We start from the raw sequence: 26,107 nt of genomic DNA, 5'->3' as shown, positions 1-26,107 counted from the left end.
ACATTGAAGTTGTTACAATTTCACAATCATCTGGCCAAAACAAGCTGGGTTCAGGCGGCATTGGCCGTATGCCGAAGCAACTGCACGCGTACGGTCGGCACACGGCGCGGTGCTGCCGGCAACGCCGTTGCGAGCAACCGGTTGATGGCAAAAGCGATGCCATCTGCGGCATCTGCCCGGCAGCTGTACTGGATGGAAATCGCCGGCTCGCCGCCCTCGCCCTTCGACGGCGATATCCGCGGCGCCGGCATTGCGGCTATGCCTTCGACACCGGCCAGTTGCGCCGCGATTGCCGCGACATCGGCACCCGGCGCCAGCGCCACCTTGCGCCGCACTTCGACGATGCGGTCGGGGTGCTTGAGCTCGACCACATCGCCGAGCAATTTGGCATTGCCGACCAGTGTCCGGACATTTTGTTCACTGACCAGCACGGTGCGGAACACGCCGATTTCCTCGACCTCGCCTTCGGCGCCGTCGATGGCGATTTCATCACCGATATCGAACGGCCGCAGCACCAGCAGCAACAGCCCTGCGGCAAAGTCGCCAAGCAACCCCGACATGGCGCCGCCGACCGCGATGCCGACACCGGCCATCAACGCCGCAAACGACGCCAGCTGCAGCCCGCATAGTCCGAGCAGGACCACGACCAGGAAAACCGTCAGCGTGGCGTTGAGCAGCCGCGTCAGAAAGCCGGCGATCGTCGGCTCGACGTGCGCGCGCTCCAACGCCGCGCCGGTCAGCCGGACGACAAAGCGGATCAGCAGCCAGCCCAGCGCCGCAAGCGCCACAGCCCCGAGCAGCCGCAACCCGAGCGCTTCGAGTTTCGGCAGCAGTGCCGGCCATCTTGTCGGCAATTGATCCATCGCGGCCCTGATTGCGCAGGCTATGACGCCGCTGCGCGCAATTGAAATCGAGCCCTGCGCCACAAATTGCACATTGCGGGGCGGCGGCCAAGCCGATTTGCCATATGCGCCCGAACGCGCGACAAGGCGCGATGACCGACTGGGACCATGTAACGTGCGTCGCGCTGGCGCTGCCGCTGACGATGCTGGGCACGTCCTACGGGACGCCGTCGCTCAAGGTGCGCGGCAAGCTGCTGGCGCGGCTGCGCGATGACGGCGTGATGACGCTGAAAGTAGAGGATGGGTTACGCGAGGCACTGATCGACGCGCAGCCCGAGGTGTTCTTTACCACCGAACATTACGACGGCTACCCGATTGCGCTGGTGCGGCTGGAATGTGCCGATGCCGAGCAGATCGCCGGACTGATCCACCGCGGCTGGGGCGGGCTGGTGCCGATGAAACTACGCAATGCCCACCCGCTTCCGGCAAAGGATGCACCGCCCCGCGATTAGTGTTTGGCCGACCCGGTGCTGAGCTTGTCGACATAGGCAATGCCCATCGCCGACACGATGAAGATGGTGTGGATGATCGTCTGCCACATCACGCCGGGCTCGGTCAGCGTCGCGCCGGGGCTGCCGAGGTTGCCCGCCGCGATGAAGGTCTTGAGCAGGTGGATCGACGAAATGCCGATGATCGCCATCGCCAGCTTGACCTTGAGCACGCCGGCGTTGACGTGGCTCAGCCATTCGGGCTCGTCGGGGTGACCGCTGAGACCCAGCCGCGAGACGAACGTTTCGTAGCCGCCGACGATGACCATCACCAGCAGGTTCGAAATCATCACCACGTCGATCAGGCCGAGCACCATCAGCATGATCTGCTGCTCGCCGAAGCTCGCGGCATGGCTGACCAGATGCCACAATTCCTTGAGGAAAAGCCCGACATAGACCATCTGCGCGACGATCAGCCCGAGGTAAAGCGGCACCTGCAGCCAGCGCGAGCTGAACACCAGCAAAGGCAGCGGCGACAAACGCGGCGGCGGTTGCTTGGAAGGCGTGGCCATCTTGGATTCCCTGTTGCGTATCGCGCCTATCTAGGGTGCGCCGGGCGGCGCGCCAAGACGGGTGCGCCATTTTGCGCCACCGCGCACTTCGCGCTAGAGCAGGCGCGATGAATTCCGCGACCGCCCCGGCCACCAGCGTTGCCCGCCTGACGCTCACCGACTTCCGCTCGCATGCGGCGGCGCACATCACCGCCGGGCCCGGCCTGGTTATCGTCACCGGCGAGAACGGCCAGGGCAAAACCAACCTGCTCGATGCGATTTCGCTGCTGGCGCCCGGGCGCGGCCTGCGCGGTGCACCACTGTCCGAGGCCGCACGCAGCGGCGGTAGCGGCGGTTGGTCGGTTGCGGCAGTAGTCGCGGCGGCCGGTGGTGATGTCGAAATCGGCACCGGCACGCTGGCGAGCGCCCCCGACCGCCGCCAGCTCCGCATCAACGGGGCAACGGCGCCGGTGTCGCGACTTGGCGAGTGGCTGTCGGTGCTTTGGCTGACCCCGGCGATGGACCGGCTGTTCAGCGAGCCCGCGAGTGGCCGCCGCCGCTTCCTCGATCGGCTGGTGCTGGCGCTGCACCCCGGTCACGCGCGTGAGGCGGCGCGCTATGATGCGGCGATGCGGGCGCGGACGCGGCTACTCGCCGACCCGGCACCCGATAAGGCGTGGCTTACCGCACTCGAACACGCGATGGCCGAACACGGCGCGCAGATCACCCGCGCGCGCAATGAAACCATCGCCGCACTGGCCGACGCCTTGGCAGCGGTTCCCGAAACGCCGTTCGCGCGCGCCGAAATCGCGCTGGAGGGCTGGGACGACGCGACCGATCTGGCAGCGGCGTTGGCGCGCAACCGCAGCGCCGATGCCGCCGCCGGTCGTGCCACCGCCGGGCCACACCGCGCCGATTTCGTCGTCACCCATGCCGCCAAGCGCCAGCCGGCGGCGCGGAGCTCGACCGGTGAGCAAAAGGCGCTGCTGCTCGGCATCATTTTGGCGCATGCCGAACTGGTCGCGGCGCGCACCGGCTCACCGCCGCTGCTGTTGCTCGATGAAGTCGCGGCGCACCTTGATGCGCGGCGGCGCGGGGCGCTGTTCGAGCGGCTGGCGGACACCGGCGCGCAAGTCTGGATGACCGGCACCGAGGCGGTGCTGTTTGCCGATGCGTCGGCAACGACACGGCTGGTCATCGAAGGCGGGCAGGTGCGTTAGCGCGCGGCTTGCGTTGCGGCCGGATTCGGCGCCAAATGCGGGCTCAGGGGGGGCATGCATGCCGACAATACGCCAATGGGTCGAAGCCGTGGCGGCGACGTTGCTGACGGTCGCCGCGACGCTGGCGTTGTTGCAGGCGCTTGGCCCCGACTGGACGCGATTTGCCCCCGCGACCTGCCTTGGCACGCATTGCTTCTGCGAAACGCCGCGCACCGGCACGTTGATCCTGCAACCCGCGAACAGCTGGTCATCGTTCGGATTCGTTTTTGTCGGCTGGTGGATCATCCTCGACCGGCAGCGCAGCGCGACCTTCGGCGGCGCAGTGGCGGCCTGGTACGGGCTCACCGCGATCTTCATCGGCGTCGGCAGCGTCATGCTGCACGCGACGCTGACATTGTGGGGCCAGTTCCTCGATGTCGTCGGCATGTATCTGCTCGGCAGCCTGGTGCTGGCGTGGGCGCTGCGGCGCTGGCGCTGCCTGTCGGACAACAGCAGCGTGGCGATTTATGTGGCGCTGTGCAGCGTGCTCATCGGACTTTTGCTGCTGGTGCCCGAAACGCGGCGCTGGCTGTTTGCTGTCGTCCTGGTCGCCGCCATCGCCGCCGAATGGTTCGGCGCGCGACCGCGACGCATCGGTGTCGCGCCGCACTGGTTCCTCGCTGGCCTTGTCGCCAACATCGCGGCGTTCGCATTGTGGGTGCCCGATCAGGCGCGAACGCTGTGCGCGCCGGACAGCCTGTGGCAGGGCCATGCCGCGTGGCACCTGCTCGGCGCGGTCGCGGTGGCGTGCAGCTACATCTACTATCGCGGCGAGACGCGGCCGGCGCGTGCTGATTGACTGGCGATGTGGCATCGATACTGTCAGCTGACGTCAGCCGAGGACCGACGATGACCGAGACATATCAGGGTTGGAAAGTAGATTTCGCCAACCCGGTTGGCGCCACCGCGCTGCAATCGCCCGATTCTGTGCAGTGGCGCGTGTTCAAGAACCCGATCGCACTCGGCATCGGCGGTGTCGCGGCGGTGCTGATGGAGTTCGCCGACCCGCGTATCCGTTCGGGCGTTTGGGATCATTCGACCTACAAGGCCGACCCGATCGGGCGGTCGATGCGCACCGGTATCGCCGCGATGGTCGGCTGCTACGGCCCCGCCGACGCCGCGCGCCAAGTGATCGCCGGCGTCAACCGCATGCATGTCCGCGTCAAGGGCACGACGCCCGGCGGCGAGGCGTACAAGGCGATGGACACCGAACTGCTCGACTGGGTCGCCGCGACCGCCGCCTATGGCTTCGTGACCGCCTATGACCGCTTCGTCGCGCCGCTTAGCGACGCCGACAAGGCGCGCTACTTCAGCGACGGCGCCACCGTCGGGCGCCTGTATGGCGCGCGCGTCATTCCGGCATCGGCGGCCGAGTTCATGGCGATGATGGAGAAATTGTCGCCGCGCTTCGAACCGCACCCCATCAACACCGAATTCCTCGACATCATCCAGTCGGGCAAGGCCGCACCCGGCACGCCGAAGTTCCTGCACCGCGCATTGGGCCGCGCCGCGGTGTCGATTCTGCCGCCGCTGGTCCGGCAAAAGCTGGCGCTGGGGCCGCAGTACGACCTCAAACTCTCCGACCGCATCGCGCTGCAACTTGTCGGCCGGATTGCCGAACGCCGCCCCGACTTGTCATCGCCGGCATGCCAGTCGAGCGCCCGCATCGGCCTGCCCGCCGACTTCCTCTATCGCAGCCCCGCGGTGCAGAAGCGACTGCTCGCCAGACTCCAGCCCGTCGAGCCCGTCGCACTCGCAAGCGCGGCCTAACCGACACGCCGAAATCAGGCGTTTCCCCTCGCGTATGCGCGCGCGATTCCCTATATGAATGGGGCAGGCTGACGGTGCACCCGTCGCCACTTCAAGGACGCGAGATTTGAGCGACGAAACCAACATGGCCGAAGGCGACTACGGCGCCGATTCGATCCAGGTGCTGCGCGGGCTGGACGCGGTGCGCAAGCGCCCCGGCATGTACATCGGCGACACCGATGACGGGTCGGGTCTGCACCATATGGTGTTCGAAGTCAGCGACAACGCCATCGACGAAGCGCTGGCGGGCTACTGCGACCGCATCGACATCCGGCTCAATCCCGATGGCTCGGTAACGGTGGCCGACAACGGCCGCGGCATCCCGACCGGCATCCACACCGAAGAGGGCGTTTCGGCGGCCGAACTGGTGATGACGCAGCTCCACGCCGGCGGCAAGTTCAACAACTCCGACGAGAACGCCTACAAGGTTTCGGGCGGGCTGCACGGCGTCGGCGTCAGCGTCGTCAATGCACTTTCGGACTGGCTCGAACTGCGCATCTGGCGCGAAGGTTCGGAGCATTACATGCGCTTCCACCACGGCGAGCCGCAGGCGCCGCTTGCCATCGTCGGGCCGCAGGGCGACCGGCGTGGCACCGAAGTGACGTTTTTGCCGTCACCCGAAACCTTCAAGACCGTCGAATTCGACTTCGCCAAGCTTGAACACAGATTCCGTGAGCTGGCGTTCCTCAATTCGGGCGTACGCCTCATCCTGACCGACGCGCGCCACGCCGAGCCGGCACAGATCGAGCTGTACTACGAAGGTGGCATCGCGGCCTTCGTGGCGTATCTCGACAAGTCGAAGGTCGCGTTGATTCCGGCACCGGTTGCCATCCATGGCGAACGCGACGACGTCGCCATCGACGTCGCGCTGCAGTGGAACGACAGCTATTACGAACAGGTGTTGTGCTTCACCAACAACATCCCGCAGCGCGACGGCGGCACGCATCTCGCGGCCTTTCGCGCCGCGCTGACGCGCACGCTCAACACCTACGCCGACAAGTCGGGCGTGATGAAGAAGGAAAAGGTCTCGCTGACCGGCGACGACATGCGCGAAGGCCTGACCGCGATCATTTCGGTCAAGCTGCCCGACCCGAAGTTCAGCAGCCAGACCAAGGACAAGCTCGTCTCGTCCGAAGTGCGCCAGCCTTTGGAATCGCTGATCGCCGACAAGCTTGCCGAATGGCTCGAGGAAAACCCGGCGCACGCACGCACGATCATTGCCAAGATCATCGATGCCGCCGCGGCGCGCGAAGCCGCCAAAAAGGCCCGCGACCTGACGCGGCGCAAGGGCGCGCTCGATATCGCCAGCCTGCCCGGCAAGCTCGCCGACTGCCAGGAACGCGACCCGGCGAAGTCCGAACTGTTCCTCGTCGAAGGTGACTCGGCCGGCGGCTCCGCCAAGCAAGGCCGCAACCGCGCGTTCCAGGCGATCCTGCCGTTGCGCGGCAAGATCCTCAACGTCGAGCGCGCGCGTTTCGACCGCATGCTGTCGAGCCGCGAAATCGGTACGATCATCCAGGCGCTCGGCTGCGGCATCGGCCGCGACGAGTTCAAACTGGAAAAGCTGCGCTACCACAAGATCGTCATCATGACCGACGCCGACGTCGACGGCGCGCACATCCGCACGCTGCTGCTGACGTTCTTCTACCGCCAGATGCCCGAACTCATCCGCGGCGGGCACCTCTACATCGCGCAGCCGCCACTCTACAAAGTCGCGCGCGGCCGTTCGGAGGTCTATCTCAAGGACAATCCGGCGCTCGACGAGTATCTCGTCGACTCAGGCCTCACCGGCCTCGTACTCGACACCGCCGCCGGCCCGCGCACCGGCAACGACCTGCGCGCGCTCGTCGAACACGCGCGCCGGCTCAAGGTGCTGATGACCTATGTGCCGCGCCGCTACGACAGCCGCATCATCGAGGCACTCGCCCTGACCGGCGCGCTCGATCCGGCACTGGCGGGCAACCGCGAGGCACTCGCCGCCGCCGCCAGCCGCACCGCCGCCTGGCTCGACGCCAGCGACGACATTCCCGGCTGGGTCGCCGAGCCCGCCGAAGAAGGCGGCTACCACTTCAGCCGCATGCTGCGCGGCGTCACCGACCACTACGTCATCGACCGCGCGCTGCTGGTGTCGGCCGAAGCCCGCAAGCTCCACGCGCTCGGCCGCGAGGAAGCCGCGACCTATGCCGCGCCTGCCAAGCTCGGCAGCCAGACCATCCGGCGCCCGTCGGAACTGCTCGACGCGATCTTCGAAGCCGGCCGCAAGGGGCTGGGCATCCAGCGCTACAAGGGGCTGGGCGAAATGAACGCCGAACAGCTGTGGGAAACCACGCTCGACCCCACCGCACGCGCGCTGTTGCGCGTCGAAGTCGAGGAAGCCGACCTCGCCGATGAAATCTTCACGACGCTGATGGGCGATATCGTCGAACCGCGCCGCGATTTTATCGTCGAAAATGCATTGTCGGTGGCGAATCTGGACGTTTAAGGGTTAAGGGCCTCCGGCGGGCAGGCCTGAGGCCTGCACCCATTTGTTTGACGCTCTTCAATCGGGTGCAGGCCTCAGGCCTGCCCGCCGGAGGCTCTAGTCTTGGAGAATTTCATGTCTGAATCCATCGTCACCATCGACATCGCCGACGGCGTTGCCACCGTCACGCTCAACCGCCCGCAGGCGATGAATGCGCTGTCGCAGGCGCTGCGCATCGAACTGGCGAAGGCGATGCGTGCGGTCGATGCCGATGACAATGTCCGCATCGTCATCCTGACCGGCGCCGGCACACGGGCGTTTACGGCCGGGCTCGACCTCAAGGAGCTCGGCCAGCAGGGGCTGAGCGCTGCAAATGACCAGAGCCCCGACAGCAATCCGGTGCGCGCCATCGAGCAGTGCAGTAAACCGGTCATCGGCGCGATCAACGGCGTCGCCATCACCGGCGGCTTCGAACTGGCGTTGGCCTGCGACGTGCTGCTCGCCAGCGAGAACGCGCGCTTTGCCGATACGCATGCGCGCGTCGGCGTCATGCCCGGCTGGGGACTCAGCCAGAAACTGTCGCGCCTGGTCGGGCCGTACCGCGCCAAGGAACTGTCGTTCAGCGGTAACTTCCTCGACGCCGCGACCGCCGAGAAATGGGGCCTCGTCAACCGCGTCTTCGCAGCCGACGAGCTAATGCCCGCGGCGCGCAAGCTGGCGTCCGAAATGGCGCAGGTCGATACCGGCTTTGTGCGCGCCTATAAGCGCCTGATCGATGACGGCTACGGCGTGACGCTCGCCGACGGCATGGCGATCGAGCACAAGCGCTCGTCGGCCGCCAATGCAGCGGTCACTCCGGGTGCCGTCGAAGCCGCACGCCTCGCGGTCGTCGAACGCGGCCGCGCGCAGTAAAGAGCCTCCGGCGGGCAGGCCTGAGGCCTGCACCCATTTGTTTGGCGCTCTTCAACCGGGTACAGGCGTCACGCCTGCCCGCCGGAGGCTCTGTGACTCCAATCAGCGCTTCGGCAGGTTTCTCTCGAAGAACGCCACGATCTGCGCGTTGAAGTCGCGGTGGAAGGCCTTGCGGTCGAAGCCTGCGGGATCGCTGCACAGCGGTGGCGGGCCGATCAGACCGCAGGGCGTCAGAAAGCTCAGGTGCACGGCGCCTGGCACGCTGTGGAATTCAGGCGGTTGCGGCAGGAGTTGGCGGACGACGCCGGCGTTGGTGGCGTAGGGCACGCGTTCATCGGCGGCGCCCTGCCAAAGCTGCACGGGGATTTTGACGTCGGCCAGCCCCGCCGGTGCGAAGCTGAAGCCGAGTCCGGGCGCGGCAATGACAGCGGCCGCAATGCGCGGCGTGCGCGGCCAGGCGGGCGGGTTGACCAGCGTCGCGCCCGGCACGCCGAGCTTGCAGACGAATTCCGGGTGGGCGGCGCAATCGGCGGCAAAGCGCGCGATGTCGGGGGTGCCGCCGGCAGCGATCAGCGCGGTGGTCGCGCCGGCGGAGAAGCCGAAGACCCCGACGCGCGCCGGATCGACTTGCGCGTGGCTGGCCCAGCGATCTGTCATGAAGTCGGTGACCAGGCTGATCTGGCGCGCGCGGTCGACGAACCATGCCGAGGTGCCGACGATCGCATCGTCACGGAAATTGTCGCCGGTGTGCGTCGGTGCCGCGACCACGAAGCCCGCCGATGCCAGCGCCAGCGCGGTGTCGATATGGCTCTGCGCCGCGCCGCCGGTGCCGTGCGACAAGATGACCAGCGGCAGCCCGGCGCCCTTGACCGGCGCATCGGTGGCGACGCGCATGACCATCGTGCCGACCAGCGCGCGGCCCGGCGGCGTGTCGGTCGGATACCAGACCGCAACGGCGACCGGCTTGTGCCCCGGATCAGCGACGACGAACTGCTGGAAGCCGACGGGGTGATCGGGCGTTACCGCTGTCGCCAGTAGCGCAATGGCGAGCCCTGCGACCAGCACGATGATCAGCCCGGCGATACCGGCGAGAATCTTCAGGAACAGTTTCATGCGGGCGCCCCCTGCTTCGGTGTGTTGCGCGGCTATAGCGGCAATGTCGCGCTGCAGGAAGAGCCTCCGGCGGGCAGGCGTGACGCCTGCACCCAATTTTTAGGGCTTGCCGCAAACGTCAACCTCGGTTGATAGTCTCCGAAATCAATAGGGTGCAGGGGCAAGCCCCTGCCCGCCGGAGGCGCTGCAAAAATGACCAAAATCGACAACACCCTCGTCGACCCGCTCGCGATGGCCGACGGCGATGCGATCCACGCGGCGTACGGCGAGCTGCGCGCCACCGATCCGCTGCACTGGACGCAGCCTGACGGTTACCGGCCGTTCTGGTCGGTGACGCGCCATGCCGACATCATGGCGGTCGAAAAGAACAGCGAGCGCTTCGTCAACCGCTTCCGCACCTATCTGACCCCGGCCGAGGGCGAGGCGCAGATGCTGGCGCTGACCGGCGACAGCCACATGTTCCGCACGCTGGTCGACCTTGACGACCCGATGCACCGCAAGCTGCGCAAGCTGACGCACGACTGGTTTCTGCCGGCGAACCTGCGCAAGCTCGAGCCGAAGATTGCCGCGCTCGCCAAGCAACACGTCGATCACATGGCGTCGCTGGGCGGCAAATGCGATTTCGTCAACGAGGTCGCGCTGTGGTACCCGTTGCGCGTCATCATGCTGATCCTCGGCCTGCCCGCCGAGGACGAGAAGCTGATGATGAAGATGACGCAGGAGATTTTCGGGCCGCAGGATCCCGATGTCGTCGCGCGCTCTAACATCATTACCGCCGCCGAAAACGCCCCGTCGGGCGACAAGCAGGTCGATCTGTTCGCGCTGGTCCAGCAATTCTTCGTCTATTTCAATCAGGTCATCATCGACCGCCGCGCCAACCCCCGCGACGATCTCGCCACCGTCATCGCGCTCGGCAAGATCGACGGCGAACTTATCCCTGAAAAGGAAGCCATCAGCTATTACGCCATCACCGCGACCGCCGGGCACGACACTACCAGCTCGACCGCTGCGGGCGGCCTGCTGGCGCTGATCCAGAACCCGGCCGAACTCGCCAAGCTCAAGGCCGACCCGTCGCTGATCCCTCAAGCGGTCGAGGAAATGATCCGCTGGGTGACGCCGGTGAAGCACTTCATGCGCACCGCCACCGAAGACTGCGAAATCGGCGGCAAGCAGGTCAAGGAAGGCGACGGCCTCGCGCTATTCTATTGGTCGGGCAACCGCGATGCCGAGGTGTTCGAGGACCCGTTCGCGTTCAAGGTCGACCGCGCCAACAACCCGCAAGTCGCGTTCGGCAACGGCATCCACCTGTGCCTCGGGCTACATCTGGCGCGCATGGAGTTGCGCATCCTGTTCACCGAACTTTTGTCGCGGCTGGATTCGGTCGAGCTGGCGGGGACGCCCAAGAACTCAACCTCGGTTTTCGTTTCGGGGCTGAAGACTTTGCCTATTACGTTCAAGATGAAGTAAGGGCCTCCGGCGGGCAGGGGTGACCCCTGCACCCGATTTTTCAGGATATCTTATGCGCAATGACCCTTGGCGGCGCGAGGCCGGCCGCTATGCCTTTCAGCTCAAAGTCGACACGCGCTTTGCCGACATGGACCCCAACCGGCACCTCAACAACAGCGCCATCGCGCGGCTGTACGAGGAGGCGCGCGTGCGCTTCCACATGCACCTGCGCGAACACCATCGCGAAATCGGCCACCCGCACTTCCTCGTTGCACGCGTCGAAATCGACTATCTTGACGAGGGGCAGTATCCGACGCCGGTCAACCTCGGCCTCGGCGTCATCAGCGTCGGCGGCACCAGCTACCGGCTCGGTGTCGGGCTGTTCCAGAATGACCGCTGCATCGGGCTATCGGACGGGGTGCTCGTCCATCGCGGCGAAAAAGGTCCGGCGCCCATTCCCGATATCTTGCGCGCCACACTGGAAAGCTACGCGCTGCACGCCTAAGTAGCGCTGCAACCTGCAAGGAGATGTTATGACCGACGCTGCCCAGACCCTGACACTCACGCTCGACGGCGGCGATGTCGTCATCAAGCTGCGCCCCGACCTCGCCCCCGGCCATGTCGCGCGCATCACCGAACTCGCCAAGGAAGGCTTCTACGACGGCGTCGTCTTCCACCGCGTCATCCCCGGCTTCATGGCGCAGGGCGGCGATCCGACCGGCACCGGCGGCGGCGGCTCGAAGAAGCCCGACCTGAAGGCCGAGTTCTCTAAGGAACCGCATGTCCGCGGCGTCTGCTCGATGGCGCGCACCAGCGCCCCGCATTCGGCAAACAGCCAGTTCTTCATCTGCTTCGATGACGCGCGTTTCCTCGACAACCAGTATACTGTCTGGGGCCAGGTCACGTCGGGCATGGAACACGTCGATGCACTGCCCAAGGGCGAGCCGCCGCGCGTCCCTGGCAAGATCATCAAGGCAACCGTCGCCTAAAGCGACGCTGCCATTCAGGCACAAAAAAGCCCCGCTGCCCGACCGGGAAGCGGGGCTTTTGATTTCAGCAAATCAGGGGCGCGACTTGCTGCAGACCACGACGCCCGAGATGAGGCGGCACTGGACTCCGCCGCCGATTGACCAATGGCCTTCGCCGGCGATGGCGGTGCCGGCAAAACCGAGCGTGGTGGCGGCGAGAACTGCGGCGAGCGCGAACTTCTTGATCATGTGATATTCCTTTCGTGTCGCCCGGAAGCTGCCGACATGACAACTTCCCGGTGCGCAAAAGGACAACGGGCGTCGGCAGGCATTATTCCGCGCGGCCCCCAAAAAATCACACCGCCCCCGCCTTTTGGAGCGGGGGCGGCGGATTCAGAGCAACCGCAAGTGCGGAAAGCTTACGCGGCGACGCTGGTCGTCACGCGCGTGGCACGGCGGCGCATCGCACCACCCACCAGACCGAAACCGGCGATCATCATCGACCAGGTCGCCGGCTCGGGCACCGCAAACAGCGATGCGTCAAACTGCTTGGCGTCATCGCCTGTCACCGCGAAGCTGTAGAGCCGCGATGGCACCAGCGACGACCCCGTCGGGCAGCCGGCGCCGAGCGCAACCTGCACGCCGTTGGTGCAGACATCGGTCTGCACGCCCGACCCTTGCGTCACCGAAAAGTCGTTGTCGGTCGCGAGGATCAGCGCGAAGCCGCCACCCGCCAGCTTCGGGCCGATTGCCAGGCCTTCAAGCTTTTCCGGCAGGACCAACCCGGCGGTAAGAAGCGCCGACTGGACATCAATGAACAGCGACTTGCCGACCGGCACCACGCCCGACGGCAGGCTGTTCGAGCCGACAAAGCTGACGCCCGACACATCCGACGCGCCGGCGATGTCGATCATGTAGATGCGCTTGGTGCCCGAAGGCTGCAACGCGCCGGCGACGATGTTGTCGGGGCCCTGACCGCGGTTGTCGCGTTCGATGACCAGGAACTTGGTGCCGCCGATCCACGTCAGGCTCGACACGCCGATACTGCGGCCCTGGTTGGTCGCGCTGAAATCATCGGCGGTGCCGGGGATGCGGCCGTTGATCGCCGACAAGGCCTCGAGCTGATAGGCAAACTGCTTTTGCGCCACGCCGGTCGCAACGTCGAACTGCACGATGCGCAGGTTCTGGCTGCGGCGGCCGTCGTTCGAAGCGCCTTCGTTGACCAACGGGTCCTGCAGGATGCCCCAGGCGGTCTTGCCGTCGGCCGATACGGTCAGGCCTTCATAGCCACGGTTGTCCTGACGCCCCGACGTCAGCGTCGGGCGCGTCGCGACATAGTCGACGGTGCTGCCGACCTTGGGCAGAATGTTCGACGGCTGGGTGAAGGCGCGGAGGAACTTGCCGTTGCGGTCCATTTCATAAATCGACGGGCCATATTCGTCAGCGACGAGGAAGTGACCGTTCGACAGCCGGACAATACCTTCTGAATCGAGCGACTTGTTGAGGTTGGTGCTGCTGCCGCCGGGAATGAGATTGGGGAACAGCCCGCTGTAGACCTGGCCATTGGCCTGACGGAACACCGTGGTCGATTGCAGCTGGAAATTGCTCGGCGCAGCGCTGCCCGAAACGTCGATCTTGAAGGCTTCGACGCGCGGCGCCCAGTCGATCGTGCCACCGCCGGGACCGCGGTCGCTGATGCCGTAGAAGGTGCCGGTGCGCGCATTGTACGTCAGGTCCGAACCGAAGCTCAGCCGGTTGAGGTTCGGGCCATTGCCCAATGTCGCGAGGTCGGTAGCGTCCCCCGCCACATCGAGCGCGCCGCCAAAAGTAATCGCGGCGTGCGCCGGCAATGCCGCCGCGCCGAGCAACAATGCTGCTGCAAGTTTGGAAATCGTCATGTCGCTGTCCCCTGTTGCGTTCAGCGACGCCATAACCGCGGGATGTTACGCGCAAGTGCCAATCATGTTGCGGGCTTGTGACAAGCAAAAAACCCCGCCGCCAGTGCTGGCGACGGGGCTTTGAGTCAGCGACGAAACGCCGGATTACAGCTTGCCGGTCATCTCCGGCACCAGCGTGAACAGATCGCCGACGAGGCCGAAGTCCGCGACCTGGAAGATCGGGGCTTCTTCGTCCTTGTTAATCGCGTGGAGCTGAAACAGCGCAACTATTTAAGGCGCGATCCCGCCTCCGAAACGTTGATGTATGCACCCCCGTCACCATCGCCGCTAAACATCATTTCTACCTCTATTTCCCTATTGCAGCGACGAAGCGTCCAAATTTCGGTCCATCCGCCCTTATAGCGTACGCCATACGTTTCCGGGCCAAGATCATTGCTCTTCTGCGTCACGCGGGAATCGAGCGGGCGTTCGAGACCGGTTTCGCAGGCAGCACCGGCCTTCCCTAGTAGTATGTCACTCATCAGTATGGCCTTGCTCACGCTGTCCTGTCCAACCGAATAGCTGACGAGCGACTGCCCGAGGTTAGTCAAATGCATTTGCAGCTGGCCTGCTGCGTCCCGGATGACGATGAAGTCCGCGCGCGCGCCCAAAGGGCAGCCCACTAGGACACCATCGAAACGCCAGCCGTTCTGTAGACTGCGTTGTGCTACACCCTGCAGAACCAAGCGGTCGCCCGTGATCGGCCGGACGTTCGATACTTCAACGGATTGGGGCATGCAGGTGCCCTGCGCTGCGGCGCGTCCGGCTGCTTCAAGACCGCCCGCGGCAAGGACTTCTATGGAAGGCGGCTGTTGCTGATCATTGACCTGCTTAAGGAAAGCAAGGACGCGTGCGTCTTGCGCGGCTGAAGGAGTCGCGCTGGCCAGCGCAATCATCGCGAGGACGAATAATGTTCGTGGCATTCTTGCCCCCGCGATGATCGAGCAACCTAAAGCTTTGACGTCATCTCCGGCACCAGCGTGAACAGATCGCCGACAAGGCCGAAGTCCGCGACCTGGAAGATCGGAGCTTCTTCGTCCTTGTTGATCGCGACGATGATCTTCGAATCCTTCATGCCGGCGAGATGCTGGATAGCGCCCGAAATACCGACGGCGACATACAGTTCCGGCGCGACGATCTTGCCGGTCTGGCCGACCTGATAGTCGTTCGGCGCATAGCCGGCATCGACGGCGGCGCGGCTGGCGCCGACCGCGGCGCCGAGCTTGTCGGCGAGCGGATCGATGAATTCGTGGAACTTGTCCGAGCTGCCGAGCGCGCGGCCACCCGAAACAATGATCTTCGCCGCGGTCAGTTCGGGGCGCGCCGAGGTCGTCAGATCGGCACTGACGAACTTCGACAGGCCGGCGTCACCGGGCCCGCCGATGCTTTCGACCGACGCGCTGCCGCCGCTGGTCGCGGCCTTGTCGAACGCCGTGCCGCGCACGGTAATGACCTTCTTCGCATCCGACGAGGTGACGGTGGCGATGGCATTGCCGGCGTAGATCGGGCGCGTGAACGTGTCGGCGCTTTCGACCGACAGGATTTCGCTTATCTGCGCGACATCAAGTGCAGCGGCAACGCGCGGCATGATGTTCTTGCCGCGCGTCGTGGCCGGCGCAACAACGGCGTCATAGCCCGGCATCAGCGACACGATCAGCGGCGCGACGTTTTCGGCGAGTGCGGCACCATAAGCGGCGTCATCGGCGAGCAGCACCTTGGCGACGCCCGCCACCTGGGCACCGGCTTCGGCGACCGACTTGGCGTTGTGGCCCGCGACGAGCAGATGCACGTCGCCGCCCAGCTTGCCGGCCGCCGTCACGGCAGCGAGCGTGGCATCCTTCAGGACGCTGTTGTCATGTTCGGCGAGAACGAGTGTCGTCATGCGATGGCTCCTGCATTCTTGAGCTTTTCGATCAGCTCGTCGACGGTCTTGACCTTGGTACCCGCCGAACGCTTGGCGGGCTCGACGACCTTGGTGATGGTCAGGCGCGGCGTCGGATCGACGCCGTAGTCAGCCGGCGTCTTCGACGCGAGCGGCTTCGACTTCGCCTTCATGATGTTGGGCAGCGACGCATAGCGCGGTTCGTTGAGGCGTAGGTCGGTGGTCACCACCGCCGGCAGCTTCAGATCGACGGTTTCGAGACCGCCATCGACTTCGCGCGTCACCGCAACGCGGTCACCGTTCGGCACGACCGCCGAAGCGAAGGTGCCCTGCGGCCAGCCGAGCAGCGCTGCCAGCATCTGGCCGGTCTGGTTGGCGTCATCATCGATCGCCTGCTTGCCGAGAATGATCAGGCCGGGCTGTTCCTCGGCGGCGACCTTGGCGAGGATCTTCGCCACGGTCAGCGATTCGGTCGTGACATCGGTCACCACCAGAATGGCGCGGTCGGCACCCATGGCGAGTGCGGTGCGCAAGGTTTCTTGGCTCTGCTGCACGCCGATCGACACCACGACGATTTCGGTCGCAATGCCCTTTTCCTTGAGCCGGATGGCTTCTTCGACGGCGATTTCGTCGAACGGGTTCATGCTCATCTTGACGTTGGCAAGATCGACACCGGTGCCGTCCGATTTGACGCGGACCTTGACGTTGTAATCGACCACCCGCTTGACGGGGACGAGGATCTTCATCGGCTACTCCCAAGCAGGCTGCGCCCGCACAGTTGAATTGACGCGCGTGATTGCGACAGACGCGCGTGACAGTCAACGCCTTAGCGCATGGGTGCGGCGGAAAGCGCCGCGTGCGGGGCCTCCGGCAAGCAGGGCTTAGCCCTGCACGCGGTCTTCGCAAGGTGACTATCGTGGATGCCGAAAGCGCGAGGGAAGCGGCAGATCAAAGCGATTGCACAGCATTGTCACGTCGTGGTGGTCAACAACACGCGGGTCAAAGCCATTGCGGAACTGGAGAACGAACGGCGCCGCAATGCAACGCAGCGTCATACCGCCGAGTTCGCCCATGCCGTCCAGCGCACCGGCAGGATACATTTCGTTGTTTGCAGTATCTCCGAGAATGCCGTTGCCGTGTGCATCGAGGACAAAGCCGTGCAGATCGACCTGCATTCCGTCAGTATTGCGGAGCACCCAGTTCCAATCAGGGTCCCCGGGGCGGTCTGCCCGCGCATAGCCTTGCAGTTCGAGTAGGCGCTGGAATGCTGAAAGGTCATCGCGCGCAACGGCAAGGTCGAGGTCGGTGTGCGGACGTGTTGGCGCGCCGAGCAGCGCATCGACGCCCCAGCCTCCGTCAATCCAAAAGCCAAGCTGAGCCGCTTCGAAGGCCCGGCAAAGCGTGATGACCTGCTCGATTTCCATCAGCGCATTAGAGCAAATCGATGTGGAGTCCGCGATCGATGATCAGAAGATCGTGTAGCCGCCGTCGATGACGAACGAGTCGCCGGTGTGGTAGCGCGAGGCGCGGCTGGCGAGGTAGACGGCGATGCCCGCGAAGTCGGCGCCGTCGCCCCAGCCGCCGACGGGGACGCGACTGATGACCTTTTCGTTGAACTTCGCCGCGCCTTGCGCGCCGGCAGTCATGTCGGAACGGATCCAGCCGGGGCAGATGCTGTTGGCGGTAATCGCGTAGCGGCCGAGTTCGACCGCCATGGCGCGGATCATCGACACCACGGCGCCCTTGGTCGCGCCGTAATGTTCGTTGCGTGCGGCGCCGTGGATGGCCGCGGTCGAGGCGACGGCGACGAGCGAGCCGCCGGCGTCGCCATTGGCGTGGCGCTCCTTCATGTGGCGCGCAGCTTCGCGCAGTGTGAAGAAGACGCCGTGGACGTTGATGTCTTCGAGCCGCCGGAAATCTTCGAGACTGATGTCGAACATGTCGCGGCGCGATTGGCCGATACCGGCGTTGGCGATCGCCTGGTCGAGCCGGCCGAACTCACCGAGGATGTCGGCGATGCCGGCCTTGACCGCTGCCTCGTCGGAGACATCGACAACATCGCTGCGCACGATGCCGCCGTGCGCGCCCAGTTTTTCGACCGCCGCGGCATTCTTGTCGGCATTGGTGCCCCAGATGATGACCGTGGCGCCTTGTCGGGCCAGCCCCTCGGCCATGCCGATGCCGATGCCACCGTTGCCGCCGGTCACCAGTGCGACCATGCCGGTCAGATCGAACAGATTCATCGCGAAGCCTTCCCCAAGGATAGTGTTGGCGCAGCTATCCCCGCGAAGTGTCAATCGCGCAAGTCAAAGTCAGTCAATCGGGTGCAGGCCTAAGGCCTGCCCGCCGGAGGCTCTTCCTACCGATTGGCCCCGGGCACCCACAACACATCGCCGGTCGCAGCATTCATCACGCGCGCGAGCACGAACAGGTGGTCCGACAACCGGTTGAGATAGGTGATGGCGAGCGGGTTGATCGGCTCGACGGTGGCAGCTTCGACCGCCGAGCGTTCGGCGCGACGGACGGTGGTGCGGGCGAGGTGCAGATAGGCGGCGGCCGGCGTCCCGCCGGGCAGGATGAACGACGTCAGCGCTGCGAGATTCGCATTCATCACGTCGATTTCGGCTTCGATGCGGTCGACCTGCGCCTGCACCGCGCGCAAGGTCATCGGCGAAGGCGTGAAATCGTCGCCGGGGGTCGCAAGGTCGGCGCCGACGTCGAACAGGTCGTTCTGGATACGTGCCAGCATGGCGTCGGCATCGGTGGCCGCGGTATGCAACCGGACGATGCCGAGCACCGAATTGGCCTCATCCACGGTGCCATAGGCGTCGATGCGCGCATCGAACTTGGCGCGGCGCGAGCCATCGACGAGTCCGGTCGAGCCATCATCACCGGTGCGCGTGTAGATTTTGTTGAGCTTGACCATATTACGGCCGATTTACCGCAAACAGGATTATGATGAACAGGATTGCCAGCGCCTGGAAGGCGACGCGGTAGCTCATCATCTTGTTCGACTTGACGCCGGTAATGTCCTTGCCGCTCGCCATGATGAAGATGCCGCGCGCCAGCACACCCAGGGTGGCGAGCGCCGAAACGATCATCAGGATGATCAAAACCGTCTGCATCATGGCTGAAACTGCCTTTCCGGGGCCGAGCACGGCCAAATACGCTATTATCGAGCTTCACATGCGCGCGGTCGCATCCGTTCGCAACCATGTCATGTTGTCGCGCGGCACAGCCGCGCAGGACGATTCGTGGATGCGATTCAGCAATCGGCCTTGACGAACCGCTATATCAAGTGGTGTCATGCGGTTGACATACGATGTGTTGTAGAGCGTATGTCATCGAGTTGATTTCGAGCGACCGCATCCGATGCGGTCTTGCGTGCGACAGGGCCCAAAGGTTCGCGTGTTGCTCCGGCAAGGGAGCGGGCGAGCGCATGTATCATCCTGATTTACTGCCCAATCACTTGGGGGCCACCAAATTCGTGAGCGGTGCACAAGCCGCGCCCGAAAGCTGCCCGGCGCTGGTACTCAACGCCGACTATACGCCGCTGTCGTATTACCCGCTGTCGATCTGGCCGTGGCAGACGGCGATCAAGGCTGCCTTCCTCGAACGCGTCGATATCGTTGCCGAATATGATCGCGAAATCCGCTCGCCGTCGTTCGCGATGAAGCTGCCGTCGGTGATCGCGCTGCGCCAATACGTCAAACCGGCGTCGCACCCGGCGTTCACGCGCTTCAACCTGTTCCTGCGCGACCGCTTCAGCTGCCAGTATTGCGGCGCCCGCCACGACCTGACCTTCGACCATGTCATCCCGCGCGCCTATGGCGGCCGCACGACCTGGGAGAATGTCACCACTGCCTGCGCGCCGTGCAACCTGCGCAAGGGCGGCCGCACGCCGACCGAGGCGCACATGGCGCTGCGCCACCGGCCGTACAAACCCGCGACGTTCGAGCTGCAGGAGCACGGGCGCGCGTTCCCGCCGCATTACCTGCATTCGACGTGGCGGGATTATTTGTATTGGGATGCGGAGTTGGAGGCTTAGGTAAAGGGCCTCCGGCGGGCAGGCCTGAGGCCTGCACCCGATTGAAGAGCGCATAACATTTGGGTGCAGGGCCTGAGGCCCTGCCCGCCGGAGGCTCTTAATCTCTAGCCCCGAACAACGCACTTCCAACGCGCACATGCGTCGCGCCGAGCATCACCGCGGTTTCGTAGTCGCCCGACATGCCCATGCTGATCGCCGGCAGCGCGTGGTCGCGCGCCAGCTTGGCGAGCAGCGCGAAGAACGGCGCGGCTTCGATATCGGCGGGCGGTACGCACATCAGCCCGATGACCGGCAGACCGGCGGCGCGCGCCGTATCGAGCAGCGCCGGCAGGTCGGCAAGCGGGCAGCCGCCCTTCTGCGGTTCATCGCCGATGTTTACCTGAATGAAGCAATCGGGCCGCTTGGCCAGCGCCGTCATCGCCTTGGCGAGCGCAGCGACCAGCGAAGGGCGATCGACGCTGTGGATGTAATCGAACAGCGCCACGGCGTCTTCGGCCTTGTTCGACTGGAGCTGGCCGACGAGGTGGAGGCGGATGTCGTCATAGTCGGCACGCAGGCCGGGCCATTTGTCGGCGGCTTCGGCAACGCGGTTTTCACCAAAATCGCGCTGGCCGGCGTCGAGCAGCGGCCGGATTATATCGGCGGGGTGAGTTTTCGACACTGCGATCAGCGTCACGCCAGCAGCATCGCGGCCGGCGATGCGCGCGGCTCGCGCGATACCGGCGCGCACGTCGGACAAGCGGCTGGCCGCGGTGGAATCGGTGCTGGTCATGCTGAAAATCGGTTGGGAACGGTCGCGCCAGCGTCAGAAGCTGAACGCGGATCCGAGATAGACCGACGAATCGATGCGATTGGGATCGAGCACGCCCGGCGCCATCTGCATGGTCTGGGCGCGGACGCCACCCGACAGCGACAGACGCGGCGACACCGCATAGGCGGCACCGACTTCGGCGGTGTAGCGACGGTCGGCAGCGCTCGACAGCGGGCTGAGCGGCAGCGTGCCACCCGATTCGGCACCAAGCTGGAAGCTGGTCTTCCAGCTCTTGAAGCGGTAACTCACGCCGACATCGACGGCTTCGCGACGCACCGGGTTGAGGCTGGCGGGTGCGACGGCATCGACGCGGCTGTAGCCGCCCGACACGGCAAAGCCCTTCCAGCCGACCGCGAGGTCGACACCATAGCCGGCCGGCGTGGTCACCAGGAATTCCGAAGGTGCTGCGGCACGCGACGTGTCGGTGACCGGCGCGACGACGCGCGACGTCACGCCCAGTGTCAGCGCCTTGCGGTTGTTGCGCCCCGACGGCGTGAAGTTGTAAGCGTTTTCAATTGTTTGTGCACGCGCAGTGGCGGCTGACTTGCCCGGCGCGGTGAAGCTGAACTTGCTGTCGAAGACCGGTGGCGTGAACGATCCGAGGCTGTTCGCGCGCAGGCGCTCGCCCGAAGTATCGCTCTGAACGACCACGCGCTCGTGCGTTGTCTTGGCCTTTGTCGCGGCAACGGCAGCGATCGACGGCAGGCACAGACCGGCGACCAACAGCAATGCTGTTGTCCCCAGGCTGCGTGCAGTGCCCATTTGAGCAGTGCCCGTGCGTCGCTGTTTAGCCGCGATCATGCTTCCTCATATCAACGCGAATCGGAGTCGCGAACCCACCAATTGCACTAGTGTGTTGATGCTACAGAAATAATACAAGGAGTGTGGCGATTCTGCCATGATTCCCCATTCCATCGCACCAGCATTGCCCGCGCCGGCTATTGCTACGTTCGGGCCTTTCCGTCACGGGCATGGCTGCCTATAACAGCGGCCAACTGAACGTCAGGTTTAGCGGTTTCGGGAGTGTTTCATGACTGTAGTGCGCGTAGCGACGGCCTTGGCGGCAATGGCAATCATTGTTGCCGCGCCCGGTTGCTCCAACAAGAAAGCCAAGGCGGCGAGCGCCAGCGCAGCACCGGCGATGGCGCCGTCGCGCGTCACCGCGATCGGCGTCAACGCCTATCTGTGGCGCGCCAGCCTTGAAACATTGAGCTTCATGCCGCTGGCACAGGTCGATTCGAACGGCGGCGTCATCGTTACCGACTGGTACGTCAATCCGCAGTCGCCCAGCGAACGCGTCAAGGTGTCGGTCGCCATTCTCGACACCGATCTGCGCGCCGATGCGCTGCGCGTGTCGGTCAACCGCCAGGAACTCGGCGCCGCCGGCTGGGTCGATGCCCCGGTCCGCGCCGGCACCGTGCAGAAGCTTGAGGAAACCATCCTCGAGCGCGCGCGCCGCCTCCGCCAATCGCAATTGCCGAGCTAGTTACCGGAAAAATTCATGTCTACCAGGTTCAACCCCGCGGCCGCCGAAGCCCGCTGGCAGGCCGCATGGTCTGCCGCGGGCAGCTATGTCGCGAACGACGCCAGCCCCAAGCCCAAGACCTATGTGCTTGAAATGTTTCCCTATCCGTCGGGACGCATCCACATGGGGCACGTCCGCAACTATTCGATGGGCGATGTCATTGCGCGCGTCCGCCGCGCGCAGGGCTTTGAAGTGCTCCACCCGATGGGCTGGGACGCGTTCGGCATGCCCGCCGAAAACGCCGCGTTCGAAAAGAACAGCCACCCCGGCACCTGGACGCGCGCCAATATCGCAACGATGCGCGGCCAGCTGCAGCGGTTGGGCTTCGCGCTCGACTGGAGCCGCGAGCTGGCGACCTGCGAGCCCGACTATTACGGTCAGGAACAGGCGCTGTTCCTCGACCTGCTGGCGCACGGGCTGGTCTATCGCAAGGAAAGCTCGGTCAACTGGGACCCGGTCGACAACACCGTGCTCGCCAACGAGCAGGTCATCGACGGCAAGGGCTGGCGCTCAGGCGCAACCATCGAACGGCGCAAGCTGAACCAGTGGTTCCTGAAGATCACCGACTTCGCCGACGAACTGCTCGACGGACTGGCGACGCTCGATGCCTGGCCCGACAAGGTGCGGCTGATGCAGGAAAACTGGATCGGCAAGTCGCAGGGCATGCGGTTCCGCTTTGCGCTGGCCGAAGCCGCCGTCGGCCATGACGGCTTCGAAGTTTTCACCACGCGCCCCGACACGCTGTTCGGCGCGAGCTTTGCCGCGATTGCCGCTGACCACCCGCTGAGCCTCGCGCTGGCGGAGAACAACCCGGCGCTCGCCGCGTTCAACGCCGAATGCCGTGCCACCGGCACCGCCGCCGCCGAAGTCGAGGCACAGGAGAAAAAGGGCTTCGACACCGGACTGTCGGTCGTCCACCCGCTCGACCCAAGCATCCGCCTGCCGGTGTTCGTCGCGAACTTCGTGCTGATGGACTATGGCACCGGCGCGATCTTCGGCTGCCCGGCGCACGACCAACGCGACCTTGATTTCGCACGCAAATATGCGCTGCCGGTGCCACGCGTCGTCGCACCCGAAGGCGAAGCCGACGCGCCCATTGGCGACGAGGCCTATACCGGCCCCGGCACACTGGTGCATTCGCGCTTCCTGAACGGCATGAGCGTCGACGCCGCCAAGGCCGCAGTCATCGCGCGCGCCGAAACCGAAGGCTGGGGCACCGGCACCACGGTCTGGCGCTTGCGCGACTGGGGCGTGTCGCGCCAGCGTTACTGGGGCACGCCGATCCCGATCATCCACTGCGACGCCTGCGGCGCGGTGCCGGTGCCGCGCGCGCAATTGCCCGTCGTACTGCCCGAAGACGTGACGTTCGACGCACCGGGCAATCCGCTCGACCGCCATCCGACATGGAAGCTGGTCGATTGCCCGAGCTGCGGCAAGCCGGCGCGGCGCGAAACCGACACGCTCGATACCTTCGTCAATTCGAGCTGGTATTTCCTGCGCTTCGCCAGTGCGCCTGCCGACCGGCCGTTCGACCCTGAAATGATCAAGGCGTGGCTGCCCGTCGCGCAGTACATCGGCGGCGTCGAGCATGCGATTCTGCACCTGCTCTACGCGCGCTTCTGGACGCGGGCACTGCGCCGTATCGGCATGATCGACATCGCCGAGCCGTTCAAGGGCCTGTTCACGCAGGGCATGGTGACGCACGAGACCTACAAGAACGCCGCCGGCCAATGGCTCGAGCCCACCGCGGTCGAACGCCGTGACGGTGCATGGGTCGAAGTCGCCAGCGGCGCCGCCGTCGAACTCGGCCGCATCGAAAAGATGTCGAAGTCGAAGAAGAACGTTGTCGATCCCGATGCCATCATCGCCGCGTACGGCGCTGACGCCGTGCGCTGGTTCATGCTGTCCGACTCGCCCCCCGAACGCGACCTGACCTGGTCCGAAGCCGGGATCGAGGGTGCCTGGCGCTATGTCCAGCGCGTCTGGCGCCTTGTGCAGGGCAATGACGCCGCCGCCACTGGCGACGACCTGCCGCTGGTGCGGCTGACGCACAAGACCATCGCCGGCGTTACCGCCGACATCGACAAGCTGCAGTTCAACAAGGCCGTCGCGCGGCTGTACGAACTCGCCAACGCCATCGAACGCGCGTCCGCCAGTGCGACACGCAGCGCCTCGATTGCCACGCTGGTGCAACTGGCGGCGCCGATGATGCCGCATCTCGCCGAAGAATGCTGGGCGACGCTGGGCAATGGCAACATGGTCATCGACGCGCCATGGCCGGTCGCCGATCCGGCGCTGCTGGTCGATGACAGCGTCACCATCGCGGTGCAGATCAACGGCAAACTCAAGCTGACGCTCGACCTGCCCAAGGGCCACCCGCGCGAGGCGGTCGAAGCGGCGGTGCTGACCCACGAAAAGATCGTGCGCGCACTCGACGGCAAGCCGCCGCGCAAGGTCATCGTCGTCCCCGACCGGCTGGTCAATCTCGTCGCATGAGCCGCGTGCGCGCCTTGATGGCAGGCGCGCTGCTCGCGGCCGGGCTGATGTTGGGCAGCTGCGGCCTGCAGCCGGTGTACAGCGGCGGCAACACCGGTACCGTGGCGACCGCGATGAGCGATATCGCCATTGCGCCGATTGCAAACGGCAAAGGCTATCTGGTCAGCACCGCGCTGCGCCATGAACTCGGGCCGGTGAATGCCAACCCGCAGTTCCGCATCGAAATCGAACTCGAAGAGCAAATCCTCGGCTTCGGTATTCGCGATAACAACACCATCGCTGCCGAACGCATCACGTTGCGCGCGCGTTACGAGCTCAAGGACGCCAATGGTAAGGTGCTGCTGCTCGCCACCACCGGGTCGGACATGTCGATCGACAACGTCAGCAGCTCGGACTACGCGACCGTGGCGGCCGAAACCTCGGCCATCGAACGGCTGTCGATTGTCGTCGCGCAGCAGATCGCGCAGCGGCTGACGCTATTTGCCAAGAGCGGCCAACTGGTGCCCGCAGCCGCCAAATGAAGGCCGACAAGCAACAGCTTGCAGCCAACCTTTCCCGGCTCGACCCGAAACTGCGGCTGGTGCTGCTGCACGGCCGCGACGAGGCCGCATCGCGCGACATGGCACGCCAGATCGCGCGCCAGTTCGATGCTGCCGACAATCCGCTGGCACAGACGCTGATTGCCGCCGCAACGCTCAAGGATGACCCGTCAGCGCTCGCGGCAGCCGCCGCCGAAGTCTCAATGTTCGGCGACCGCACCCTAGTCCGGGTCGATGATGCCGGCGACGAGGTACTCGATGCCGTGACGATGTTGCTTAACGCCGAAGTGGCCGGCAATCCGGTACTGATGGTGGCCGGTGAACTCAAAAAAGGTTCTAAATTACAGTCACTTGCGGAACGTTCGCCGGTTACGTTGAGCGTCATCAACTACGCCGCCGAAGGCCGCGACTGGGATACTGTTGCCGACGCCGCCGCAACCGAATTCGGGCTGCGACTGGCGCGCGGCGTCGCAAGGTCGCTCGCCACCGCCACCGGCGGTGATCGCGGCGTGCTGCGGGCCGAACTGCAGAAGTTTGCACTCTATCTCGACGCCTCGCCCGAAGCGCCTGCGACGCTCGAACCCGCCGCTCTAGCCGCCATCGGCGCCGACCTCGGCGACTCTGAGATCAACGCGCTAGTCGAAGCGGTATCGGCCGGCCGCCCCGATATTGCCGACCAGCAGATGGCACGGCTGGCCGAAGCCAACATCCCCGGCATCGTCATGCTGCGCGGTATCGCACGGCGCTTCTGGCTACTGCTTGAACTGCGCCTCGCCGTCGAAGGCGGACTTTCACCGCAAAGCGCCGTCGATGGCGCCCGCCCGCCGGTGTTCTGGAAGGCCAAACCGGCGATCACCAGCCAGCTCGGCCGCACCCGCGTCCCGCAGATCCGCAACGCGCTCGACCGTCTGCTCGGCGCCGAACGCGAGATTAAGACCAGCGCCAGCGCCGGTGATGTGCTGGCGCGACAGGCGATTCTGGGGATTGCGACATTGATGGCGCCGAAGCGTTAAGGACCTC

The 26,107-nt window shown here is 65.1% G+C and carries 27 protein-coding genes and 3 pseudogenes; 14 read left to right on the top strand and 16 right to left on the bottom strand.

The window, feature by feature from the left end:
* Positions 1 to 50: 50 nt before the first annotated feature.
* The gene (locus EUV02_RS15030) at positions 51 to 863 is read right to left on the bottom strand and encodes a mechanosensitive ion channel family protein (protein WP_135247123.1); all 813 of its coding nucleotides are present in this window, start codon (positions 861 to 863) and stop codon (positions 51 to 53) included.
* Positions 864 to 994: 131 nt separating this feature from the next.
* Here EUV02_RS15030 and EUV02_RS15025 point away from each other — a divergent pair, with 131 nt between their 5' ends.
* Complete coding sequence (locus EUV02_RS15025; protein ID WP_135247122.1) at positions 995 to 1,354, top strand: MmcQ/YjbR family DNA-binding protein; 360 nt, start codon at positions 995 to 997, stop codon at positions 1,352 to 1,354.
* On the opposite strand, the gene EUV02_RS15020 is transcribed toward EUV02_RS15025, so the two are convergent.
* Complete coding sequence (locus EUV02_RS15020; RefSeq protein ID WP_135247121.1) at positions 1,351 to 1,902, bottom strand: TIGR00645 family protein; 552 nt, start codon at positions 1,900 to 1,902, stop codon at positions 1,351 to 1,353. The two genes, EUV02_RS15025 and EUV02_RS15020, sit on opposite strands and share 4 nt — an antisense overlap.
* 107 nt (positions 1,903 to 2,009) lie before the next feature.
* Between EUV02_RS15020 and recF the strand changes: the two genes are divergently transcribed.
* The 5 genes from recF to EUV02_RS14995 all read left to right on the top strand — a co-directional run bounded on the left by recF (position 2,010) and on the right by EUV02_RS14995 (position 8,322).
* Positions 2,010 to 3,101 (top strand): DNA replication/repair protein RecF, encoded by a 1,092-nt coding sequence (recF, locus tag EUV02_RS15015; protein WP_135247120.1) that lies wholly within the window; start codon positions 2,010 to 2,012, stop codon positions 3,099 to 3,101.
* A gap of 58 nt (positions 3,102 to 3,159) precedes the next feature.
* Positions 3,160 to 3,939, top strand: coding sequence for a ceramidase domain-containing protein (locus EUV02_RS15010; RefSeq protein WP_166430652.1), 780 nt, complete (start codon positions 3,160 to 3,162; stop codon positions 3,937 to 3,939).
* A gap of 50 nt (positions 3,940 to 3,989) precedes the next feature.
* Complete coding sequence (locus EUV02_RS15005; RefSeq protein ID WP_135247118.1) at positions 3,990 to 4,910, top strand: oxygenase MpaB family protein; 921 nt, start codon at positions 3,990 to 3,992, stop codon at positions 4,908 to 4,910.
* Positions 4,911 to 5,034: 124 nt separating this feature from the next.
* Complete coding sequence (gene gyrB / locus EUV02_RS15000; RefSeq protein WP_135247210.1) at positions 5,035 to 7,431, top strand: DNA topoisomerase (ATP-hydrolyzing) subunit B; 2,397 nt, start codon at positions 5,035 to 5,037, stop codon at positions 7,429 to 7,431.
* Between the two features lie 114 nt (positions 7,432 to 7,545).
* On the top strand, positions 7,546 to 8,322 hold the full coding sequence (locus tag EUV02_RS14995; RefSeq protein ID WP_135247117.1) for an enoyl-CoA hydratase: 777 nt from the start codon (positions 7,546 to 7,548) through the stop codon (positions 8,320 to 8,322).
* A 102-nt stretch (positions 8,323 to 8,424) separates the two neighbouring features.
* Here EUV02_RS14995 and EUV02_RS14990 read toward each other — a convergent pair whose 3' ends face one another.
* Positions 8,425 to 9,435, bottom strand: a complete 1,011-nt coding sequence (locus EUV02_RS14990) for an alpha/beta hydrolase family protein (protein WP_135247116.1) — start codon at positions 9,433 to 9,435, stop codon at positions 8,425 to 8,427.
* 192 nt (positions 9,436 to 9,627) lie between these two features.
* Between EUV02_RS14990 and EUV02_RS14985 the strand changes: the two genes are divergently transcribed.
* The 3 genes from EUV02_RS14985 to EUV02_RS14975 are packed head-to-tail and all read left to right on the top strand — an operon-like array spanning position 9,628 to position 11,870.
* The gene (locus EUV02_RS14985) at positions 9,628 to 10,902 is read left to right on the top strand and encodes a cytochrome P450 (RefSeq protein ID WP_135247115.1); all 1,275 of its coding nucleotides are present in this window, start codon (positions 9,628 to 9,630) and stop codon (positions 10,900 to 10,902) included.
* 52 nt (positions 10,903 to 10,954) lie between these two features.
* Positions 10,955 to 11,386: an acyl-CoA thioesterase gene (locus EUV02_RS14980; RefSeq protein WP_135247114.1), complete on the top strand. Its 432-nt coding sequence runs from the start codon at positions 10,955 to 10,957 to the stop codon at positions 11,384 to 11,386.
* A gap of 28 nt (positions 11,387 to 11,414) precedes the next feature.
* Positions 11,415 to 11,870 (top strand): peptidylprolyl isomerase, encoded by a 456-nt coding sequence (locus EUV02_RS14975; RefSeq protein ID WP_135247113.1) that lies wholly within the window; start codon positions 11,415 to 11,417, stop codon positions 11,868 to 11,870.
* Between the two features lie 72 nt (positions 11,871 to 11,942).
* Here EUV02_RS14975 and EUV02_RS15725 read toward each other — a convergent pair whose 3' ends face one another.
* The 11 genes and pseudogenes from EUV02_RS15725 to EUV02_RS14930 all read right to left on the bottom strand — a co-directional run bounded on the left by EUV02_RS15725 (position 11,943) and on the right by EUV02_RS14930 (position 18,796).
* Positions 11,943 to 12,098: a hypothetical protein gene (locus EUV02_RS15725; RefSeq protein WP_166430651.1), complete on the bottom strand. Its 156-nt coding sequence runs from the start codon at positions 12,096 to 12,098 to the stop codon at positions 11,943 to 11,945.
* 170 nt (positions 12,099 to 12,268) lie between these two features.
* Positions 12,269 to 12,385: pseudogene (locus tag EUV02_RS16150) on the bottom strand (PEPxxWA-CTERM sorting domain-containing protein); the annotation flags it as partial.
* A gap of 165 nt (positions 12,386 to 12,550) precedes the next feature.
* Positions 12,551 to 13,747, bottom strand: a pseudogene (locus EUV02_RS15820) (esterase-like activity of phytase family protein); the annotation flags it as partial.
* A gap of 144 nt (positions 13,748 to 13,891) precedes the next feature.
* A pseudogene (locus EUV02_RS14965) lies at positions 13,892 to 13,993 on the bottom strand (electron transfer flavoprotein subunit alpha/FixB family protein); the annotation flags it as partial.
* Positions 13,994 to 14,013: 20 nt separating this feature from the next.
* Positions 14,014 to 14,682 carry a hypothetical protein gene (locus EUV02_RS14960; RefSeq protein WP_135247111.1) on the bottom strand — a complete coding sequence of 223 codons (669 nt, stop codon included), beginning with the start codon at positions 14,680 to 14,682 and terminating at the stop codon, positions 14,014 to 14,016.
* Between the two features lie 53 nt (positions 14,683 to 14,735).
* The gene (locus tag EUV02_RS14955) at positions 14,736 to 15,668 is read right to left on the bottom strand and encodes an electron transfer flavoprotein subunit alpha/FixB family protein (RefSeq protein WP_135247110.1); all 933 of its coding nucleotides are present in this window, start codon (positions 15,666 to 15,668) and stop codon (positions 14,736 to 14,738) included.
* Complete coding sequence (locus EUV02_RS14950) at positions 15,665 to 16,414, bottom strand: electron transfer flavoprotein subunit beta/FixA family protein (RefSeq protein ID WP_135247109.1); 750 nt, start codon at positions 16,412 to 16,414, stop codon at positions 15,665 to 15,667. The genes EUV02_RS14955 and EUV02_RS14950 overlap by 4 nt, the downstream gene beginning before the upstream one ends.
* Before the next feature lie 165 nt (positions 16,415 to 16,579).
* Positions 16,580 to 17,092: a nucleotidyltransferase domain-containing protein gene (locus tag EUV02_RS14945; protein WP_135247108.1), complete on the bottom strand. Its 513-nt coding sequence runs from the start codon at positions 17,090 to 17,092 to the stop codon at positions 16,580 to 16,582.
* Positions 17,093 to 17,134: 42 nt separating this feature from the next.
* On the bottom strand, positions 17,135 to 17,911 hold the full coding sequence (locus EUV02_RS14940) for an SDR family NAD(P)-dependent oxidoreductase (protein ID WP_135247107.1): 777 nt from the start codon (positions 17,909 to 17,911) through the stop codon (positions 17,135 to 17,137).
* 116 nt (positions 17,912 to 18,027) lie between these two features.
* Positions 18,028 to 18,594: a cob(I)yrinic acid a,c-diamide adenosyltransferase gene (locus EUV02_RS14935; protein ID WP_135247106.1), complete on the bottom strand. Its 567-nt coding sequence runs from the start codon at positions 18,592 to 18,594 to the stop codon at positions 18,028 to 18,030.
* A 1-nt stretch (position 18,595) separates the two neighbouring features.
* Positions 18,596 to 18,796 carry a twin transmembrane helix small protein gene (locus tag EUV02_RS14930; protein WP_243445938.1) on the bottom strand — a complete coding sequence of 67 codons (201 nt, stop codon included), beginning with the start codon at positions 18,794 to 18,796 and terminating at the stop codon, positions 18,596 to 18,598.
* 311 nt (positions 18,797 to 19,107) lie between these two features.
* On the opposite strand from EUV02_RS14930, the gene EUV02_RS14925 reads away from it, so the two are divergent.
* A complete protein-coding gene (locus tag EUV02_RS14925) occupies positions 19,108 to 19,716 on the top strand; it encodes an HNH endonuclease (protein ID WP_135247105.1) in 609 nt (202 codons plus the stop codon).
* Positions 19,717 to 19,813: 97 nt separating this feature from the next.
* Here EUV02_RS14925 and EUV02_RS14920 read toward each other — a convergent pair whose 3' ends face one another.
* Positions 19,814 to 20,488: a YggS family pyridoxal phosphate-dependent enzyme gene (locus tag EUV02_RS14920; RefSeq protein ID WP_135247104.1), complete on the bottom strand. Its 675-nt coding sequence runs from the start codon at positions 20,486 to 20,488 to the stop codon at positions 19,814 to 19,816.
* 33 nt (positions 20,489 to 20,521) lie between these two features.
* Positions 20,522 to 21,289 carry a porin family protein gene (locus EUV02_RS14915; protein WP_135247103.1) on the bottom strand — a complete coding sequence of 256 codons (768 nt, stop codon included), beginning with the start codon at positions 21,287 to 21,289 and terminating at the stop codon, positions 20,522 to 20,524.
* A 268-nt stretch (positions 21,290 to 21,557) separates the two neighbouring features.
* Here EUV02_RS14915 and EUV02_RS14910 point away from each other — a divergent pair, with 268 nt between their 5' ends.
* From EUV02_RS14910 to holA, 4 genes are read left to right on the top strand one after another with little or no spacing between them, the layout of a single operon-like run.
* Entirely contained in the window at positions 21,558 to 22,013 is a 456-nt protein-coding gene (locus tag EUV02_RS14910; protein WP_135247102.1) for a DUF3576 domain-containing protein, read from the top strand.
* A gap of 15 nt (positions 22,014 to 22,028) precedes the next feature.
* On the top strand, positions 22,029 to 24,548 hold the full coding sequence (gene leuS, locus EUV02_RS14905) for a leucine--tRNA ligase (protein ID WP_135247101.1): 2,520 nt from the start codon (positions 22,029 to 22,031) through the stop codon (positions 24,546 to 24,548).
* Positions 24,545 to 25,069, top strand: a complete 525-nt coding sequence (gene lptE / locus EUV02_RS14900) for an LPS assembly lipoprotein LptE (protein WP_135247100.1) — start codon at positions 24,545 to 24,547, stop codon at positions 25,067 to 25,069. The genes leuS and lptE overlap by 4 nt, the downstream gene beginning before the upstream one ends.
* Entirely contained in the window at positions 25,066 to 26,100 is a 1,035-nt protein-coding gene (holA, locus tag EUV02_RS14895) for a DNA polymerase III subunit delta (RefSeq protein ID WP_135247099.1), read from the top strand. The genes lptE and holA overlap by 4 nt, the downstream gene beginning before the upstream one ends.
* Positions 26,101 to 26,107: the final 7 nt, after the last annotated feature.

It is taken from the genome of Glacieibacterium arshaanense (genome assembly GCF_004681125.1).
GTDB lineage: Bacteria > Pseudomonadota > Alphaproteobacteria > Sphingomonadales > Sphingomonadaceae > Polymorphobacter_A > Polymorphobacter_A arshaanense.
The sequence above is the reverse complement of the archived record's forward strand: the minus strand, read 5'-3'. Positions and strand labels throughout refer to the sequence as shown.